This window comes from Klebsiella sp. 10, from assembly GCF_018223925.1.
In the GTDB taxonomy this organism is placed as follows: Bacteria; Pseudomonadota; Gammaproteobacteria; order Enterobacterales; family Enterobacteriaceae; genus Klebsiella; species Klebsiella pneumoniae.
In genome coordinates this window covers 149,763-166,769 of record NZ_JAGRRB010000011.1, presented here as the reverse complement: position 1 = coordinate 166,769, position 17,007 = coordinate 149,763, and the positions used below count along the sequence as shown (strand labels likewise).

Genomic DNA, 17,007 nt, shown 5'->3' with positions numbered 1-17,007 from the left:
ACATGAGCGGGCCTGTGAAGGTGGATGTGCTGGTGGTCGGCTCCGGCGCCGCGGGGCTCTCTGCCGCGGTGACTGCGGCGATGCACGGCGCCAGCGTCATGGTGGCGGAGAAAGCGTCAGTGCTCGGCGGAACCAGCGCCTGGTCCGGCGGCTGGCTGTGGATCCCCCGCAACCCGCTGGCGCGGGCGGAGGGCATCGACGAAGCAGCCGACGCGCCGCTGACCTATCTGCAGCATGAGATGGGGGGCGAAGCCGCCGATATTCGTCTGCAAACCTTCCTGCGTTACGGGCCGGAGATGGTGGAATTTTTCCATCAGCGGACGGCGGTGCAGTTTCTCTCGGGCAGCGCCATGCCGGACTTTCACCCGTCGCCGGGTGCGGCGAACGGTGGGCGGTCGGTCACCGCGCAACCCTACGATGGCCGCCTGCTCGGCGACTGGCTCCATCGCCTGCGTCCGCCGCTGGAAACCATTAGCCTGGGCGGGATGGGCATCGCCGGCGGCGCGGATATGGCGCATTTTTTCAATGCCACCCACTCGCCGCGCTCCGCGCTGTATGCTGCCCGCCGCCTGCTGCGCCACGGCTGGCAGCGGCTACGCGCCGGACGGGGGCAGCATCTGGTCAATGGCAATGCGCTGGTCGCCCGTCTGCTGCGATCCGCCCTCGACGCCGGCGTGCGTTTTCAGCTCAATGCCCCGGTGGTCCGGCTGCTGCAGGGTCCGCCGGGCGTGTCCGGCGCGGTGCTGCGCAGCGACGGCGGGGAGATTCACGTCGAAGCTGGCGCCGTGGTGCTGGCCTGCGGCGGTTTTCCCCACGATCGCCAGCGGCTGGCGCAGGTGGTGCCTCACGCTGCGGAGGGTTACGGCCATTTCTCCGCCGCACCGCCGGACAATCAGGGCGAGGGGATCAGGCTTGGCGAATCCGTCGGCGGCCAGTTCGACACTTCCCTGCGCCACCCGCTGGCCTGGGCGCCGGTGTCCCGCGTCACTCTGGCCAGCGGCCAGCAGCTAATGTTTCCTCATCTGGTGGAGCGCGCCAAACCCGGGGTGATCGCCGTCCTGCCCAACGGCAAACGTTTTGTTAACGAGGCCGACTCTTATCATGACTTTATCGCCGCCCTGCTGGCGGCCACACCCGCGGGCGACACGCCGCAGGCCTGGCTGCTGGCCGATCGTCGCGCGCTGCGTCGCTACGGCCTGGGCCACGCCAGACCGTTCCCGTTCACTCCCACCGCCTGGCTGCGTACCGGCTATCTGCAGCGAGGAAACACCCTGGCGGAGCTGGCGAAGCAGTGCGCTATCGACGCCAATGCGCTGGCGGAAACCGTTGAACGCTTTAACCACTTCGCCAGCACTGGCGAAGACGTCGATTTTCACCGCGGGGCATCAGCCTATAACCGCGCCCAGGGTGACCATCAGGTGACGCTCGGACCGCTGCGCGAAGGGCCGTTCTACGCGGTGCGCATTCTGCCCGGCTCGCTGGGCACCTTCAGCGGATTGCAAACCGACGAACACGCCCGGGTGCTGGATGAACAGCAGCAGCCGATACCGGGTCTGTACGCCATCGGCAACGACATGTCGAGCGTGATGCGCGGCTATTACCCCAGCGGAGGGATCACCCTCGGGCCCGCCATGACCTTCGGCTATCTGGTGGGTAAAAATCTGGCAAAAAAAACAAATATAAACAATAACATAACTTGACTTCCACGAATGGATGCACCCTAACTCTCTTCACCTGCAACTGTACCGGAGCCCTTTATGAACAAGCGTACCCTATCGCTCGCCGCGCTGACCCTGCTCGATGTCCCTCCCCCCGAACAGGTGCGGATTGCGGCCAGAACCGGTTTTACCCACGTTGGGCTGCGACTGCTCCCCGCCACACCGACCGACCCGGACTACGACATGCTGGGCGATACCCCGGCCGTCCGGGCGACGCTCGCCGCGTTGATGGAAACTGGCATCCGCGTGTCGGACGTGGAGATCGTCCGCCTGACCCCCGGGTTTACCCTCGACGATCGGCTGCAGCGTTTTATGGAGACCGCCGCGCGTCTTGGCGCCGGACAGGTGTTAGTCGCCGGCAATGATGACAACCTTCAGCGCAGCGCTGACAACCTCGCCATCCTCGCCGCGGCCGGTCGTCCATTTGGGCTGACCATGAATCTTGAGCCGATGCCCTGGACCCAGTTGCGCAACATCGCCGCAGCGCAAGCACTAATCGCCGCCAGCGGGCGGGAAGACATCGGCATTCTGGTGGACGCTCTCCATTTCTGGCGCGCGGGAGAATCGCTCGCCGCCCTCTCCAGCCTGCCCGCGCATCATCTCAACTATATGCAACTCTGCGATGGCGCGGCACAGAGGCCGGAGAGCGAGCAGGAACTTATCCGCCAGGCCCGCTCGGCGCGCAACGTGCCGGGGGAAGGCGGTCTGGATCTGCATGGTCTGATGTCGGCCCTGCCGGCGACGCTGCCGGTCTCTCTCGAAGTGCCGCTTGACGGCGAGCAAGGCGCCCTGCCGCCTCTTCAGCGGGCGCAGTTACTGTTCGATGCCGCGCAGCCCTACCTGCGCGCCTGCGCATAAGGAATACGCTATGACACAGACTCAACGCCTGGATGTCAGAGAGTTAATAAATCGTAACCCGCTGAGCCGATTTCAGAAGCTGATTATATTTCTCGGCTTTTGCGTCATCGCTCTCGATGGTTTTGATATCGCGATCATGGGCTTTATCGCCCCGACGCTAAAGCTGGAATGGGGGGTAAGCAACCACCAGCTGGGTCTGGTGATCAGCGCCGCGCTGATCGGCCTCGCGCTGGGGGCGATTTTCTCCGGCCCGCTCGCCGACTGGCTGGGACGTAAGAAAATCATCATCAACAGCGTTTTCTTCTTCGGTTTCTGGACCATCGCCACCGCCTTCTCGCACAACGTAGAACAGATGATGTTCTTTCGCTTTATGACTGGCCTCGGGCTGGGCGCCGCGATGCCGAATATCGGGACGCTGGTGTCGGAATACGCCCCGGAACGCCAGCGTTCATTTATTATCACCGTCATCTTTTGCGGCTTCACCTTCGGCGCGGCGGCGGGAGGATTTTCGGCATCGTGGCTGATCCCCCAGTTTGGCTGGCACTCGCTGATGGCGCTCGGCGGTATTCTGCCGCTGCTGTTTGCCCCCCTGCTCATCTGGCTGCTGCCGGAATCGGTTCGTTTTCTGGTGATCAAACAAGCGCCCGCGGCGCGCATACGCGCCATTCTTAACCGTCTCTATCCCGGACAAATCAGCGACAATGTGACGTTTATCCTACCGGCGCAGCCAGCGGCCGGCAACGCGATGCGCATTGTCCTCTCCCGCCAGTACGGTTTCGGCTCGCTGATGCTATGGCTGGTCTACTTTATGGGGCTGTTCCTGGTCTATATCCTCGGCAGCTGGCTGCCAACGCTGGTTAAAGCGGTAGGAATGACCGTTAGCCAGGCGGCCATCATGACGGCGATCTACCAGGCGGGCGGCACCCTCGGCTCGTTGTTTGCCGGCTGGCTGATGGACAGGATCAACCCCCATCGCGCGCTGGGGATAATCTACGCCGTTGGCGGCCTGTTCACCATGGCGATGGGCTACGCCGCGGGCAGCTTTGCCTTGCTCTGTATGCTGGCGTTTATCAGCGGCGCCTGCCTGAACGGCGCGAATACCGGCATGAACGCCCTCTCCGCCCGCTACTACCCTACACAGGCGCGGGCGACGGGCTCCAGCTGGATGCACGGCGTCGGGCGCATCGGCGCCATTCTCAGCGCCTTTGCCGGCGCCGAGATGATGGCGCTCAACCTGCCCTTTGAAAGCGTCTTTTTGATCCTCGGCATCCCGGCTGCCCTCACCGTCGCAGGCCTGGCGGCGAAGGGCATCTTTGCGGCCGGTCATCCTCCCGTCGCTTCAACTTCCCCCGCGTCTGTGCGCGGAGCGTCATAGCGGCATCTGGTCCCCGGTGCAATCGGCGGATTGCACCGCCTTCAGCAGCTAATAAAGAAAATTTATTTCATATTTTTTTGAAACGAAAAAACGCCCGCAACAATCTGGACGACTCCGGCAGGCGATATCCCGCCCTCACCTTTTCAACCAAGCGCAAAAGAAACTATCGCTAATTCGATCCCCCTCGCATATATGGAAAATAAATTCCACAACACAATTGAAACAGAACAAACATTTCCTTAAGTTGAAGTCAGTCTATCCGGATGCGCGTTGCCGCAGGCGTCGGCATTGAGCGCCTCAGAGTGCAAATGATTTCAAAAAGGAGAGCACCATGTTAAACGGCCTGAAACCCTTATCCCGTTCCCTGCGCTGGGGCATGGTCGGCGGCGGGGGAACCAGTCAGATCGGCTACAGCCACCGCTGTGCGGCGCTGCGTGACAATGTTTATACCCTGCTGGCCGGCGCGCTTGACGTCGATGCCGAGCGCGGGCGCGCGTTCGGTGAGCAACTGGGCATCGCGCCGGATCGCTGCTACGCCGACTACCAGACCCTGTTTCGCGAAGAGGCGCAGCGCCCTGACGGGATCGAGGTCGTCTCGGTCACCACCCCGAACAATACCCATTTCGCCATCACCAAAGCGGCGCTGGAGGCGGGACTCCACGTTATCTGCGAAAAGCCCCTCTGCTTTACCGCCGAAGAAGCGCGCGAGCTGGTGGATCTGAGCAAAAAACAGAACAAAATCGTCGGCGTCACCTACGGCTATGCCGGCTATCAGATGATCCAGCAGGCGCGGCAGATGATTGCCGATGGACTGCTCGGCGAGATCCGCATCGTTAACATGCAATTCGCCCACGGCTTCCATAATCAGGCCGTCGAGCTGCAGGCAGAATCCACCCGCTGGCGAGTAACGCCGAAGTTTGCCGGGCCCAGCTATGTGCTTGGGGATCTGGCCACCCATCCGCTGTTTGTCGCCGAGACCATGGCGCCGCAGCTCAATATCAAACGGCTGATGTGCTCCCGTCAGAGCTTTGTTTCCTCCCGCGCGCCGCTGGAAGATAACGCCTTTGTCCTGATGGAATATGACAACGGCGCGGTTGGATCGATGTGGACCAGCGCGGTCAACAGCGGCGCCATGCACTCGCAAAAAGTGCGCATCGTCGGCGAAAAAGCAAGCATCGAATGGTGGGATGAGCATCCTAACCAGCTCAGCTATGAGGTGCAGGGCGAGCCGGCGCGCATTCTGGAACGTGGGATGCCCTACCTGTCGCCGAATGCGCTGGCGGATGACCGCATTGGCGGCGGCCATCCGGAAGGGTTGTTCGAAGCCTGGGCCAACCTCTATCGCCGCTATGCGCAGGCGATTGACGCCACGGACCGCGACGATCGCGCCTTCCTGCAAGACTTCTGGTATCCGGACGTCGAAGCCGGGCTGCACGGCGTCTATTGGGTAGAGCAGTGCGTCAAATCGGCTGACGCTGGCAGCCAGTGGGTTGACTTTACTTTACCTTAATTTTCCCCCTCGCCAGTGGAGTCCCCCTCCACTGGTTTATTGATTTTTACCAACTTGTCGCATCGCGCAACAGCCCCGTAATATCTGTTAAACAAACATTTATTTACGCTTCTTACCCCCCGCCGCTACACTAGGCGCAGTTTTTATATTGAGGTGGTAATGAACGATAACAAAATGACGCCAGGGGAACTGCGCGCGACCTGGGGTTTGGGGACAGTATTCTCCCTGCGCATGCTTGGCATGTTTATGGTCCTGCCGGTTCTGACCACGTATGGCATGGCGTTGCAGGGTGCCAGTGAAGCGCTGATTGGCCTGGCGATCGGTATCTACGGCCTGGCGCAGGCGGTGTTCCAGATCCCCTTCGGACTGTTATCTGACCGTATTGGCCGTAAGCCATTGATCGTCGGCGGCCTGCTTATCTTCGTGCTCGGCAGCGTCATCGCCGCGCTCACCGACTCCATCTGGGGCATCATTCTTGGCCGCGCCCTGCAGGGCTCCGGCGCCATCGCCGCCGCGGTTATGGCCCTGCTGTCCGATCTCACCCGCGAACAGAACCGCACCAAAGCGATGGCCTTTATCGGCGTCAGCTTCGGCGTCACCTTCGCCATCGCCATGGTGCTGGGGCCGATTGTCACCCACCAGCTGGGTCTGCACGCGCTGTTCTGGATGATCGCCATCCTGGCGACCGTCGGCATCCTGCTCACCCTGTGGGTGGTGCCCAACAGCCATAACCATGTCCTTAACCGCGAATCCGGGATGGTGAAGGGCTGCTTTAGCAAGGTGCTGGCGGAGCCGCGCCTGCTGAAGCTTAACTTTGGCATCATGTGCCTGCACATTATGCTGATGTCCACTTTTGTCGCCCTGCCCGGACAACTGGAGGCCGCCGGCTTCCCGGCCGCCGAGCACTGGAAGATTTACCTGGTCACCATGGTTATCTCGTTCATCTCGGTGGTGCCGTTTATCATCTACGCCGAAGTGAAGCGCAAGATGAAGCGCGTCTTCCTGCTCTGCGTCGCCATCCTGCTGATTGCGGAAATTGTCCTCTGGGGCGCCGGAGGCTACTTCTGGGAGCTGGTGGCGGGCGTTCAGCTCTTCTTCCTGGCGTTTAACCTGCTGGAAGCGCTGCTGCCGTCGCTAATTAGCAAGGAGTCTCCGGCGGGCTACAAAGGCACCGCGATGGGCGTCTACTCCACCAGCCAGTTTCTCGGCGTGGCGATTGGCGGCGCGCTTGGCGGCTGGGTCGATGGTTTCTTTGATTCGCAAACCGTGTTTCTGCTGGGCGCCCTGCTGGCGATGCTGTGGCTGCTGGTGGCCAGCACCATGAGCGAGCCGCCGTACGTCAGCAGCCTGCGGGTGGAGGTGCCGGACGGCGTGGTGGTCGACAGCGCGCTGCAGGCGCGTCTGCTGAGCGCCAGCGGGGTTCATCAGGCGCTGGTGGTACCCGAGGAGCGTTCGGTGTATATCAAAATCGACAGCAAGGTCACCAACCGCTTCGAGATAGAGCAGCTCATCAAAGGGGTATAAAAAAGCGGGGAATTCCCCGCTTTTTGCTGTCTGCCCGCCGCCTTAGTCGCGGAAGTTTTTGAACTGGAACGGCTGTCCCAGATCGCCACCGCGCACCAGCGCCATCACCGACTGCAGATCGTCGCGGGACTTACCGGTCACGCGGATCTCTTCACCCTGAATCTGGGCCTGCACTTTCAGCTTGCTGTCTTTGATCAGTTTAACGATCTTCTTCTGCACCGCGCTTTCAATGCCCTGCTTCAGCTTCGCTTCAACAAACCAGGTTTTACCGCTGTGCACGATATCTTCCGGTACGTCGAGGGAGGTGCCTTCAATGCCGCGCTTGAGCAGCTTGGCGCGCAGGATATCCAGCAGCTGGTTCACCTGGAAGTCAGACTCGCTCAGCACTTTAATGGTCTTGTTGGCGTCGTTTAATTCAAAAGTGGCTTCAACGCCACGAAAATCAAAACGCGACTCGACTTCGCGGCTCGCGTTGTCCACCGCGTTACGGGCTTCCTGAAGATCAACTTCAGAGACAATATCGAAAGATGGCATATTTTCCTCTCCTTCCGTTTCTTTTGCGTTGCATAATACCTGCAACGCGGCATAACTCAACTTGTTATCCCGGAAGCTTAGCTGATTACGCAACGCTCGCGCTATTTTCCCCGTGATGTCCGACGATGCGAAAAGCGACGAGATAGACTTTAGCCATCAGCGCCTGGGATAGCGGCAGATGAGGAGGAACAATGAAAGTAACCGTACTGGGATGCGGTGCGCTGGGACAACTATGGCTGACCGCGTTGTACAAACAGGGACATGAAGTCCAGGGCTGGCTGCGCGTACCGCAGCCATTCTGTAGCGTCAACGTCATTGAAACCGATGGCTCAGTGTTCAACGAATCGCTGACGGCCAACGACCCCGATTTTCTCGCCAGCAGCGAGCTGCTGATCGTCACCTTAAAGGCCTGGCAGGTGTCGAATGCGGTAAAGCACCTGGCCGGGATCCTGCCGGACACCATGCCAATTGTGCTGATTCATAACGGCATGGGCACCGTCGAGGAGCTGCGCGGCGTGAAACAGCCGTTGCTGCTGGCCTCCACGACCCAGGCGGCGCGGCGCGATGGGAATGTCATCATCCACGTTGCCCAGGGCACCACGCATATCGGACCGGCAAAAAGCTACGAGGGGGACTACAGCTATCTCGCAGAAGTTCTGCAGAGCGTGCTGCCGGATGTCGCCTGGCATAACAATATCCACTCGGCCATCTGGCGCAAGCTGGCGGTTAACTGCGTCATTAACCCTCTGACCGCGCTCAAAGGGTGTAAAAACGGCGATCTGCGCGACTATACGCAGGAAGTTGCGGCCATTTGTCGCGAGGTGGCGGCGGTGATGGAGCGCGAAGGTATTCATACCTCGGCGGAAAACCTGCTATTTTATGTCGAACAGGTAATTGAAAGTACGGCAGAAAATATCTCTTCCATGCTGCAGGACGTTCGCGCCCAGCGGCATACAGAGATCGACTACATCACCGGTTTTCTGCTCAACCGCGCCCGCGCCCACGGCGTCGCCGTACCGGAAAACGCCCGCTTATTTGAATTGATCAAGCGTAAGGAGAATGAATATGAGCGCGTCGGCACTGATTTGCCTCGCCCCTGGTAGCGAAGAGACCGAAGCGGTCACCACTATCGACCTGCTGGTCCGCGGCGGAGTAAAGGTGACCACCGCCAGCGTCGCCAGCGACGGCAGCCTGACCATCGTCTGTTCGCGCGGCGTCAAACTGCTGGCGGATGCGCCGCTGGTCGAGGTGGCCGATGGTGATTTCGATATCATCGTCCTCCCGGGCGGTATCAAGGGCGCAGAGTGCTTCCGCGACAGCACGCTACTGGTGGAAACCGTCCGCCAGTTTCATCTCTCTGGGCGCATTGTGGCCGCCATCTGCGCCGCCCCGGCGACCGTGCTGGTACCCCATAATCTGTTCCCGATCGGCAACATGACCGGTTTTCCGGCGCTGAAGGAACATATCCCCGCCGAGCAGTGGCAGGATAAAAGAGTGGTCTGGGATCCGCGGGTGAATCTGTTAACCAGCCAGGGTCCGGGGACTTCGATTGATTTCGCCCTGAAAATGATCGATCTGCTGGTGGGGCGCGAGAAAGCGTATGAGGTCGCCTCACAGCTGGTGATGGCCGCTGGCATCTATAATTACTACGAAGCCTGATAGCCGGTCCGCGCCGCGGGCTGGCTCCCCTTTTCCTGAGGAGTCGCAGCATGTCCCGGAGCGCAACCGATTCTCGCGATCTTGTAATCAGCCGCCTGCTCAGCGCGCCCGCCCCAGCCCTGTGGCGCGCGTGGGCCGACCCGGCATTACTCCGAACCTGGTGGTGCCCGAAGCCCTGGCAAACCGAGGTTCTGGCCTTTGATTTTCGCGCCGGCGGGGCCTTTCACACCGTGATGCACGGGCCTGACGGTGAACGCAACGATAACCCCGGCTGTTTTCTTGAGGTTATCCCGCAACAAAAAATCGTCATGACCTCGATGCTGACGGCGGATTATCGCCCCGCCGTTTCCCCCTTCGCGATGACGGCCATCATCACCTTTGCCGATGAACAGGTCGGGTGTCGCTATACGGCTACGGTGCTGCATGCCGATGATGAAACCCGCGAGCAGCATGAGCAGATGGGATTTTTCGAGGGCTGGAATATTGTCATCGATCAGCTCAATGACCTGGCGCTGACCCTGCGCTAATATACTCCCCTGCCAATAGTAAAAAGACCTTCCATCAGGGAAGGCCTTTTGCATCATAACAACCTGTTACGGGCGATACACTTTCACGTTGCTGAAGCCCTGCTCGCGCAAATAAAGCGCCTGCAGACGGCTCATCACCCCGCGCTCGCACCACAGCAGCCAGGTTTTGCTCTGATCGAGATCGCCAAATTTGGTGCTTAGCTTGTAGAACGGCAGGGAAACAACCTCAACCCCCTCGACCTTCAGCGGCTTGTCTTCCTGCTCGTCGATGGAGCGAATGTCGAGGATCGCGTCGTTGGCGCCAAAGCCGGTCACGGTTTCCACTTCCACCACCGTCTCTTCCGTCTGCTGGGCGATCTCGCGGATATCGATATTGCTCGCCTCTTCCACCACTTTATCAAGGATGCTGAAATCGAAGTGTTCTTCTTCCGCTTCGATCTTCGCCTTCACCGCCTTCACGGTCGGGCTCTTGGAGATCACGCCGCAATATTCCGGCATGGTGCGGGCGAAATCTTCCGTGCCGATCTCACGCGCCAGGTCGATGATGTGCTCTTTATCGTGCGAAATCAGCGGGCGCAGGATCAGAGTATCGGAGACATTATCGATCAGGCGCAGGTTAGTGAGGGTCTGACTGGAGACCTGGCCGAGCGCTTCGCCGGTGACCAGCGCCTGCACGCCATAGCGTTCCGCGACTTTTGACGCGGCGCGGACCATCATGCGCTTGAGCACGACGCCCATCTGGCCGTCGTCCACTTTTTCAAGGATTTCGCCGACTACTGGCTCAAAGTTAATCGCCACAAAGCGAACGCGGTGTGAGCTGCCGAAGCGGTTCCACAGATAATGCGCAACCTGGCGGACGCCAATCTCATGGGCGGCGCCGCCAAGGTTAAAGAAGCAGTAATGAACGCGGCAGCCGCGGCGCATCAGCATGTAGCTGGAGACGCCGGAGTCAAAGCCGCCGGAGATCAGCGACAGCACATCTTCCTGGGTGCCGATCGGGAAACCGCCGATGCCTTCATAGCGGCCTTTCACCAGCAGCAGGCGATCGTTTTCAATCTCGAGATTGACGGTGACGTCCGGGTCGGTCAGCTTCACGCGCGCCGTTTCAATATGCTGATTCAGGCCGCCGCCGACGTAGCGTTCCACTTCAATTGAGGTGAATTCATGTTTGCCGCGACGCTTCACTCGCACGCAGAAGGTTTTGCCTTCCAGCGCCTCGCGCCACAGCGGCAGCGTCTGCTCGAAAATATCGTGCAGCGAGGTGAACGGCACGTCTTCGACTTCCAGAATATGGTGGATGCCGGGGATACGGGTCAGCGCATCGCGAATAGCCGGGCGCTGATTTTCATCTTTCGCGCGAACTTCGATATGATCCCAATGACGGACGACGGCCAGCGTCTCATCATAGTTTTTGAGAACGTTACGAATGTTCCCGGTTAAGATTTTAATGAAGCGCAACCGCACAGATTGGCTTTTGATGGTGATTTCCGGGAACAATTTAATGATAAACTTCATAGCGACAATAGTTCGTTGGCAAGCCCGACGGGGCTATAAGCAAAAGTTGTAAAGCAGCGCACACCGGTGCCTGCATCCTGGGCGCGGAGTATATCACCATTGCGCGTTATTTGCTTACACGCGTGACTTCGTTACCATACCCGGTATTGCCGTCGCGACATAACAAGAGTCTACATTCACTATGCCAAAGAAAAATGAGGCCCCGGCCAGCTTTGAAACTGCTCTGGGCGAACTGGAGCAGATCGTTAACCGTCTGGAAAGCGGCGATTTGCCGTTAGAGGAAGCGCTAAGCGAATTTGAGCGCGGCGTACAGCTGGCGCGCCAGGGGCAAAGTCAGCTGCAGAAGGCCGAACAGCGCGTGCAGATCCTGCTGGCGGATAGTGAAGATTCCCCGACCACGCCTTTTACGCCGGACGCTGAATAAATGGATTTCCCGCAACAATTGCAGGCCTGTGTGGAACAGGCAAACGAAGCGCTGCGCCGTTTCATCGCCCCGCAGCCCTTTCAGAACACTCCGCTGGTGGAAGCGATGCATTATGGCGCATTGTTAGGCGGTAAACGCCTGCGTCCCTTCCTTGTCTACGCCACCGGCGAGATGTTCGGCGTGTGCCGTACCACGCTGGATGCTCCTGCCGCGGCGGTCGAATGCATTCATGCCTACTCCCTGATGCATGATGATTTGCCGGCGATGGATGATGACGATCTGCGCCGCGGCCTGCCGACCTGCCATATTAAATTTGGCGAAGCCAACGCAATTCTTGCGGGAGATGCCCTGCAAACGCTGGCGTTCTCTATACTGAGTGATGCGCCGATGGTCGACGTTCCTGACCGGGACCGGCTGGCGATGGTTTCCGAACTGGCGCAGGCCAGCGGCGTGGCGGGCATGTGCGGCGGCCAGGCGCTGGATCTGCAGGCCGAGGGACAGCAGGTTGATTTACAGGCGCTGGAGCGTATCCATCGCCATAAAACGGGCGCCCTGATCCGCGCCGCCGTCCGGTTGGGAGCCCTGAGCGCCGGCGAACGCGGCCGCGCTGCCCTGCCCGCGCTGGATCGCTATGCGGAAAATATCGGTCTTGCCTTCCAGGTCCAGGATGACATTCTCGACGTGGTAGGGGATACTGCGACCCTTGGCAAACGTCAGGGTGCCGACCAGCAATTGGGTAAAAGCACCTATCCCGCCCTCCTGGGTCTTGAGCAAGCCCGGAAGAAAGCGCACGACCTGATCGCTGATGCCCGCCGGTCGTTAGATGAGCTGGCCGCACAATCTCTGGATACTTCGGCACTGGAAGCGCTCGCGAATTACATTATTCAGCGCGATAAATAAACAAAAAATGAGTCTCTGATGAGTTTTGATATTGCCAAATACCCGACCCTGGCGCTGGTAGATTCCACCCAGGAGTTGCGCCTGTTGCCAAAAGAGAGCCTGCCGAAGCTATGTGATGAGCTGCGGCGCTATCTACTGGACAGCGTCAGCCGTTCCAGCGGTCACTTTGCCTCTGGCCTCGGCACGGTGGAACTGACCGTGGCGCTGCACTACGTGTATAACACGCCGTTCGATCGCCTGATCTGGGACGTCGGCCATCAGGCCTACCCGCATAAAATTCTGACCGGTCGCCGGGACAAAATCGGCACCATTCGTCAGAAAGGCGGCCTGCATCCCTTCCCGTGGCGCGGTGAAAGCGAGTATGACGTGCTGAGCGTCGGTCACTCCTCCACTTCCATTTCCGCGGGTATCGGGGTGGCTATCGCCGCCGCGAAAGAGGATAAGCAGCGGCGCGCGGTGTGCGTCATTGGCGACGGGGCGATCACCGCCGGCATGGCGTTTGAGGCGATGAACCACGCCGGGGATATCAAACCCGACCTGCTGGTGGTGCTGAATGACAATGAAATGTCGATTTCCGAGAACGTCGGCGCGCTGAACAATCATCTGGCGCAGCTGCTCTCCGGTAAGCTCTACTCCACCCTGCGCGAAGGGGGCAAAAAGGTCTTCTCCGGGGTGCCGCCGATTAAAGAGCTGCTTAAGCGTACCGAAGAGCATATCAAAGGGATGGTGGTGCCGGGCACGCTGTTTGAAGAGCTGGGCTTTAACTACATTGGCCCGGTGGATGGCCATGACGTGCTCGGTCTGGTCAGCACGCTGAAGAACATGCGCGACCTGAAAGGCCCGCAGTTCCTGCATATTATGACCAAAAAAGGCCGCGGCTATGAGCCCGCCGAGAAAGACCCGATCACCTTCCATGCGGTGCCAAAATTCGACCATACCAGCGGCGTACTGCCCAAAAGCAGCGGCGGCCTCCCTTCCTACTCGAAAATCTTCGGCGACTGGCTGTGTGAAACGGCGGCCAAAGACAACAAGCTGATGGCGATCACGCCGGCGATGCGCGAAGGTTCAGGGATGGTGGAGTTTTCGAAGAAATTCCCCGATCGGTACTTTGACGTCGCCATTGCCGAGCAGCATGCGGTCACCTTCGCCGCCGGGCTGGCGATTGGCGACTACAAGCCGGTGGTGGCGATCTACTCCACCTTCCTGCAGCGAGCCTACGATCAGGTGATCCACGATGTGGCTATCCAGAAGCTGCCGGTGCTGTTTGCTATCGACCGCGCCGGGATCGTCGGCGCAGACGGCCAGACGCATCAGGGAGCGTTCGATCTCTCCTTCCTGCGCTGTATTCCGGATATGGTGGTAATGACCCCGAGCGATGAAAATGAATGTCGCCAGATGCTGTACACCGGCTACCACTACAGCGACGGCCCCTGCGCGGTGCGCTATCCGCGCGGTAGCGGCACCGGCGCGACGCTCGAGCCGCTGGCATCGCTGCCGATCGGCAAAGGGGTGGTGAAACGTCAGGGCGAGAAAATAGCGATCCTCAACTTTGGCACCCTGCTGCCGGAAGCCGCGGCAGTAGCGGACAAACTCAACGCCACCCTGGTGGATATGCGCTTTGTGAAGCCGCTGGATACCGCGCTGATCCTCCAGCTGGCCGGCGAGCACGACGCGCTGGTGACGCTGGAAGAGAACGCCATCATGGGCGGCGCCGGCAGCGGCGTGAACGAAGTGCTGATGGCCCACCGCCGGGCGGTACCGGTGCTCAATATTGGCCTGCCGGATTATTTTATTCCTCAGGGCACTCAGGAAGAGATCCGCGCCGACCTCGGCCTTGATGCCGCCGGTATTGAAGCCAAAATCCGCGACTGGCTGGCATAATTGCCCCTTCCGCTCCTGCTATGCTTAAGGGATACCCTTGATGAATAGCAGGAGCGCACTATGCACTATATCCCCCTCGGTGATACTGCCTTACGTGTTTCCCGACTCTGCCTCGGCTGCATGACCTTCGGCGAGCCGGACCGCGGCAGACACGCCTGGACGCTTCCGGAAGAGAGCAGCCGCCCGCTTATCCAGCACGCCATTGAAGGCGGCATCAACTTCTTCGATACCGCAAATAGCTACTCCGACGGCAGCAGCGAAGAGATCGTTGGCCGCGCCCTGCGCGACTTTGCCCGCCGTGACGAGGTGGTTGTCGCCACCAAGGTGTATCACCAGGTCGGCGATCTGGCGGAAGGACTTTCCCGGGCGCAGATCCTGCGCTCCATCGACGACAGCCTGCGCCGTCTCGGGATGGACTATGTCGACCTGCTGCAGATCCACCGCTGGGACTATACCACCCCGATTGAAGAGACGCTCGAAGCGCTGGACGAGGTGGTGAAAGCCGGCAAAGCGCGCTATATCGGCGCCTCGTCCATGCATGCCCGACAGTTTGCCCAGGCGCTGGCGTTCCAGCAGCAGAACGGCTGGGCGCGCTTCGTTACCATGCAGGATCACTACAACCTGATTTACCGGGAAGAAGAGAATGAGATGCTGCCCCTGTGCCAACGTAACGGCGTAGCGGTGATCCCATGGAGTCCGCTGGCGCGCGGCAGGCTAACCCGCCCCTGGGGTGAGACCACCGCCCGGCTGGTCTCAGATGAGTTCGGCAAATCGCTGTACAGCGCCAGTGAAGAAAACGATGCGCAGATCGCCGGGAATCTCGCGGACGTGGCGGAAGAACTCGACGCCAGCCGCGCCCAGGTCGCCCTCGCCTGGCTGTTAAGCAAACCCGGCGTCGCCGCGCCGATTATCGGCCCGTCGCGTCAGGAACAGCTTGATGATCTGCTGCAGGCGGTGGATTTGACGCTCTCCGCGGAACAGATCGACAAGCTGGAGGCGCCGTATCAGCCGCATCCGGTGGTGGGATTTAAGTGAAGGGCGTGGTTTCCCCGGCAGCGTAGCGTTGCCGGGGAGAGGCGGTTAAAGCAGACCGATGGGCCAGTGATGGCCAATGACGTACAGCACGCCAGCGGAGATCACGCCGGCGACGATGTCGTCGACCATAATCCCCATTCCGCCGTGGATATTGCGATCAAACCAGCGAATTGGCCACGGCTTCCACATATCGAAGATACGGAAAATCACGAAGCCGGCGGCCACCCACTGCCAGTCCAGGGTCGGCAGCGCCATCAGGGTGATCCACATCCCGACGAACTCGTCCCAGACGATGCTGCCGTGGTCATGGGTGCCCATATCTTTGGCCGTGCGATGGCACAGATAGACGCCGATACAGATGCTCATCATCACCACCAGCGAGTAAAGCTGCCAGGGGAGAAAGGTCATCAGATACCAGAACGGGATCGCCGCCAGCGAGCCCATCGTCCCCGGCACCACCGGGCTTAAGCCGCTACCAAAGCCGGTCGCCAGCAGATGCCACGGATTACGCATACTCAGGCGGCTAAGCGCCTCGTCTCGACTACGCAAAGTGATCGTATCCCTTTAAATCAAGCGCGACCGGCTTACCGTCGCGGATAAACTGCAGCCCTTCGCTCTCCGGCGCAATCTGTCCGATACAGGTAAAACGCGCGCCAAGATGGCCAAGAGCCACGTCCAGCGCCCCGCGGTTCAGCTCCGGTACGGTAAAGCACAGCTCGTAATCTTCCCCGCCGGCGAGCGCCCAGCGCAGCGCCTGCTCAGAATCAACCTGGCGCAGCATCGCATCGGAGTACGGCATGGCATCGAGATCGATACGTGCGCCGCAGCCGCTGGCTTTGAGAATATGGCCCAGATCGGAGATCAGGCCGTCGGAGAGATCGATAGCCGATGTCGCCAGGTCACGCAGCGCCTGGCCCTGCAGCACGCGCGGCATCGGCCGCAGATGACGGGCCAGCAGGTAGTCGGCGTCAGACGGTTCATCCACCGTTAGACGATTCTGCAGTACCGCCAGACCGGCGGCGCTATCTCCCGGAGTGCCGGTAACATAGATCCAGTCCCCCGGCTTCGCGCCAGCGCGTTTCATGGCGCGTCCCGGCGGCACAAAGCCGTGGATACCCAGCGTCATGGAGAGCGGGCCACGGGTAGTGTCGCCGCCAATCAGTTGCATATCGTAATAGTCCAGCTGGACAAACAGGCTGTCGCTGAAGGCTTCCAGCCAGGTTTCATCCACCTCCGGCAAGGTCAGCGCCAGCGTGAGCCACGCCGGCTCCGCGCCCATCGCCGCGAGGTCGCTCAGGTTCACCGCCAGCGCTTTATAAGCGAGGTCGGCAGGGTCGATATCGGGTAAGAAGTGATTGCCCGCCACCAGGGTGTCGGTGCTGATTGCCAGCGTTTTTTTCTCGGGAATATGCAGGAGCGCGCAGTCATCGCCGATGCCGGTTTCAACATCAAGGCGGGCGCTTTTAACGCGATCAAAATAACGGGCAATCAGGGAGAATTCGCCGCATGCCATACGTTATGCCTCAGCAAAATAATAAATAAGGCCG

At 60.1% G+C, this 17,007-nt stretch carries 16 protein-coding genes; 12 read left to right on the top strand and 4 right to left on the bottom strand.

Annotation, left to right across the window (positions count from 1 at the left end):
- Positions 1 to 2: 2 nt before the first annotated feature.
- The 5 genes from KHQ26_RS12825 to KHQ26_RS12805 all read left to right on the top strand — a co-directional run bounded on the left by KHQ26_RS12825 (position 3) and on the right by KHQ26_RS12805 (position 6,985).
- A complete protein-coding gene (locus KHQ26_RS12825; RefSeq protein WP_020804783.1) occupies positions 3 to 1,700 on the top strand; it encodes an FAD-dependent oxidoreductase in 1,698 nt (565 codons plus the stop codon).
- 57 nt (positions 1,701 to 1,757) lie between these two features.
- A complete protein-coding gene (locus KHQ26_RS12820; RefSeq protein WP_002891476.1) occupies positions 1,758 to 2,576 on the top strand; it encodes a sugar phosphate isomerase/epimerase family protein in 819 nt (272 codons plus the stop codon).
- Between the two features lie 10 nt (positions 2,577 to 2,586).
- The gene (locus KHQ26_RS12815; RefSeq protein WP_004177260.1) at positions 2,587 to 3,951 is read left to right on the top strand and encodes an MFS transporter; all 1,365 of its coding nucleotides are present in this window, start codon (positions 2,587 to 2,589) and stop codon (positions 3,949 to 3,951) included.
- A gap of 331 nt (positions 3,952 to 4,282) precedes the next feature.
- Positions 4,283 to 5,461 carry a Gfo/Idh/MocA family protein gene (locus KHQ26_RS12810; RefSeq protein WP_004177261.1) on the top strand — a complete coding sequence of 393 codons (1,179 nt, stop codon included), beginning with the start codon at positions 4,283 to 4,285 and terminating at the stop codon, positions 5,459 to 5,461.
- Positions 5,462 to 5,620: 159 nt separating this feature from the next.
- Positions 5,621 to 6,985 (top strand): MFS transporter, encoded by a 1,365-nt coding sequence (locus tag KHQ26_RS12805; RefSeq protein ID WP_004144660.1) that lies wholly within the window; start codon positions 5,621 to 5,623, stop codon positions 6,983 to 6,985.
- Between the two features lie 42 nt (positions 6,986 to 7,027).
- Here the strand turns inward: KHQ26_RS12805 and KHQ26_RS12800 are convergent, their stop codons facing one another.
- Complete coding sequence (locus KHQ26_RS12800; protein WP_002891465.1) at positions 7,028 to 7,519, bottom strand: YajQ family cyclic di-GMP-binding protein; 492 nt, start codon at positions 7,517 to 7,519, stop codon at positions 7,028 to 7,030.
- A gap of 191 nt (positions 7,520 to 7,710) precedes the next feature.
- Here KHQ26_RS12800 and panE point away from each other — a divergent pair, with 191 nt between their 5' ends.
- Genes panE through KHQ26_RS12785 form a run of 3 tightly spaced genes read left to right on the top strand, consistent with a single transcriptional unit; the run spans position 7,711 to position 9,705 of the window.
- A complete protein-coding gene (gene panE / locus KHQ26_RS12795) occupies positions 7,711 to 8,622 on the top strand; it encodes a 2-dehydropantoate 2-reductase (protein ID WP_004177262.1) in 912 nt (303 codons plus the stop codon).
- Positions 8,585 to 9,178 (top strand): protein deglycase YajL, encoded by a 594-nt coding sequence (gene yajL / locus KHQ26_RS12790; protein ID WP_002891460.1) that lies wholly within the window; start codon positions 8,585 to 8,587, stop codon positions 9,176 to 9,178. The genes panE and yajL overlap by 38 nt, the downstream gene beginning before the upstream one ends.
- A gap of 50 nt (positions 9,179 to 9,228) precedes the next feature.
- Entirely contained in the window at positions 9,229 to 9,705 is a 477-nt protein-coding gene (locus tag KHQ26_RS12785; RefSeq protein WP_004177263.1) for an SRPBCC family protein, read from the top strand.
- Positions 9,706 to 9,771: 66 nt separating this feature from the next.
- Here KHQ26_RS12785 and thiI read toward each other — a convergent pair whose 3' ends face one another.
- Positions 9,772 to 11,220 carry a tRNA uracil 4-sulfurtransferase ThiI gene (gene thiI, locus KHQ26_RS12780; protein ID WP_004151340.1) on the bottom strand — a complete coding sequence of 483 codons (1,449 nt, stop codon included), beginning with the start codon at positions 11,218 to 11,220 and terminating at the stop codon, positions 9,772 to 9,774.
- A 181-nt stretch (positions 11,221 to 11,401) separates the two neighbouring features.
- Here thiI and xseB point away from each other — a divergent pair, with 181 nt between their 5' ends.
- From xseB to KHQ26_RS12760, 4 genes are read left to right on the top strand one after another with little or no spacing between them, the layout of a single operon-like run.
- Positions 11,402 to 11,644 carry an exodeoxyribonuclease VII small subunit gene (gene xseB / locus KHQ26_RS12775; RefSeq protein ID WP_002891398.1) on the top strand — a complete coding sequence of 81 codons (243 nt, stop codon included), beginning with the start codon at positions 11,402 to 11,404 and terminating at the stop codon, positions 11,642 to 11,644.
- Positions 11,645 to 12,544: a (2E,6E)-farnesyl diphosphate synthase gene (gene ispA, locus KHQ26_RS12770; RefSeq protein WP_004177264.1), complete on the top strand. Its 900-nt coding sequence runs from the start codon at positions 11,645 to 11,647 to the stop codon at positions 12,542 to 12,544.
- 18 nt (positions 12,545 to 12,562) lie between these two features.
- Positions 12,563 to 14,425 (top strand): 1-deoxy-D-xylulose-5-phosphate synthase, encoded by a 1,863-nt coding sequence (gene dxs / locus KHQ26_RS12765; RefSeq protein WP_004144655.1) that lies wholly within the window; start codon positions 12,563 to 12,565, stop codon positions 14,423 to 14,425.
- A 60-nt stretch (positions 14,426 to 14,485) separates the two neighbouring features.
- Complete coding sequence (locus tag KHQ26_RS12760; RefSeq protein WP_004177265.1) at positions 14,486 to 15,460, top strand: aldo/keto reductase; 975 nt, start codon at positions 14,486 to 14,488, stop codon at positions 15,458 to 15,460.
- Positions 15,461 to 15,505: 45 nt separating this feature from the next.
- On the opposite strand, the gene pgpA is transcribed toward KHQ26_RS12760, so the two are convergent.
- Positions 15,506 to 16,009 (bottom strand): phosphatidylglycerophosphatase A, encoded by a 504-nt coding sequence (gene pgpA, locus KHQ26_RS12755; protein ID WP_004177266.1) that lies wholly within the window; start codon positions 16,007 to 16,009, stop codon positions 15,506 to 15,508.
- Positions 16,002 to 16,973: a thiamine-phosphate kinase gene (thiL, locus tag KHQ26_RS12750; protein ID WP_004177267.1), complete on the bottom strand. Its 972-nt coding sequence runs from the start codon at positions 16,971 to 16,973 to the stop codon at positions 16,002 to 16,004. Before thiL ends, pgpA begins: the two co-directional genes overlap by 8 nt.
- Positions 16,974 to 17,007 lie beyond the last annotated feature (34 nt).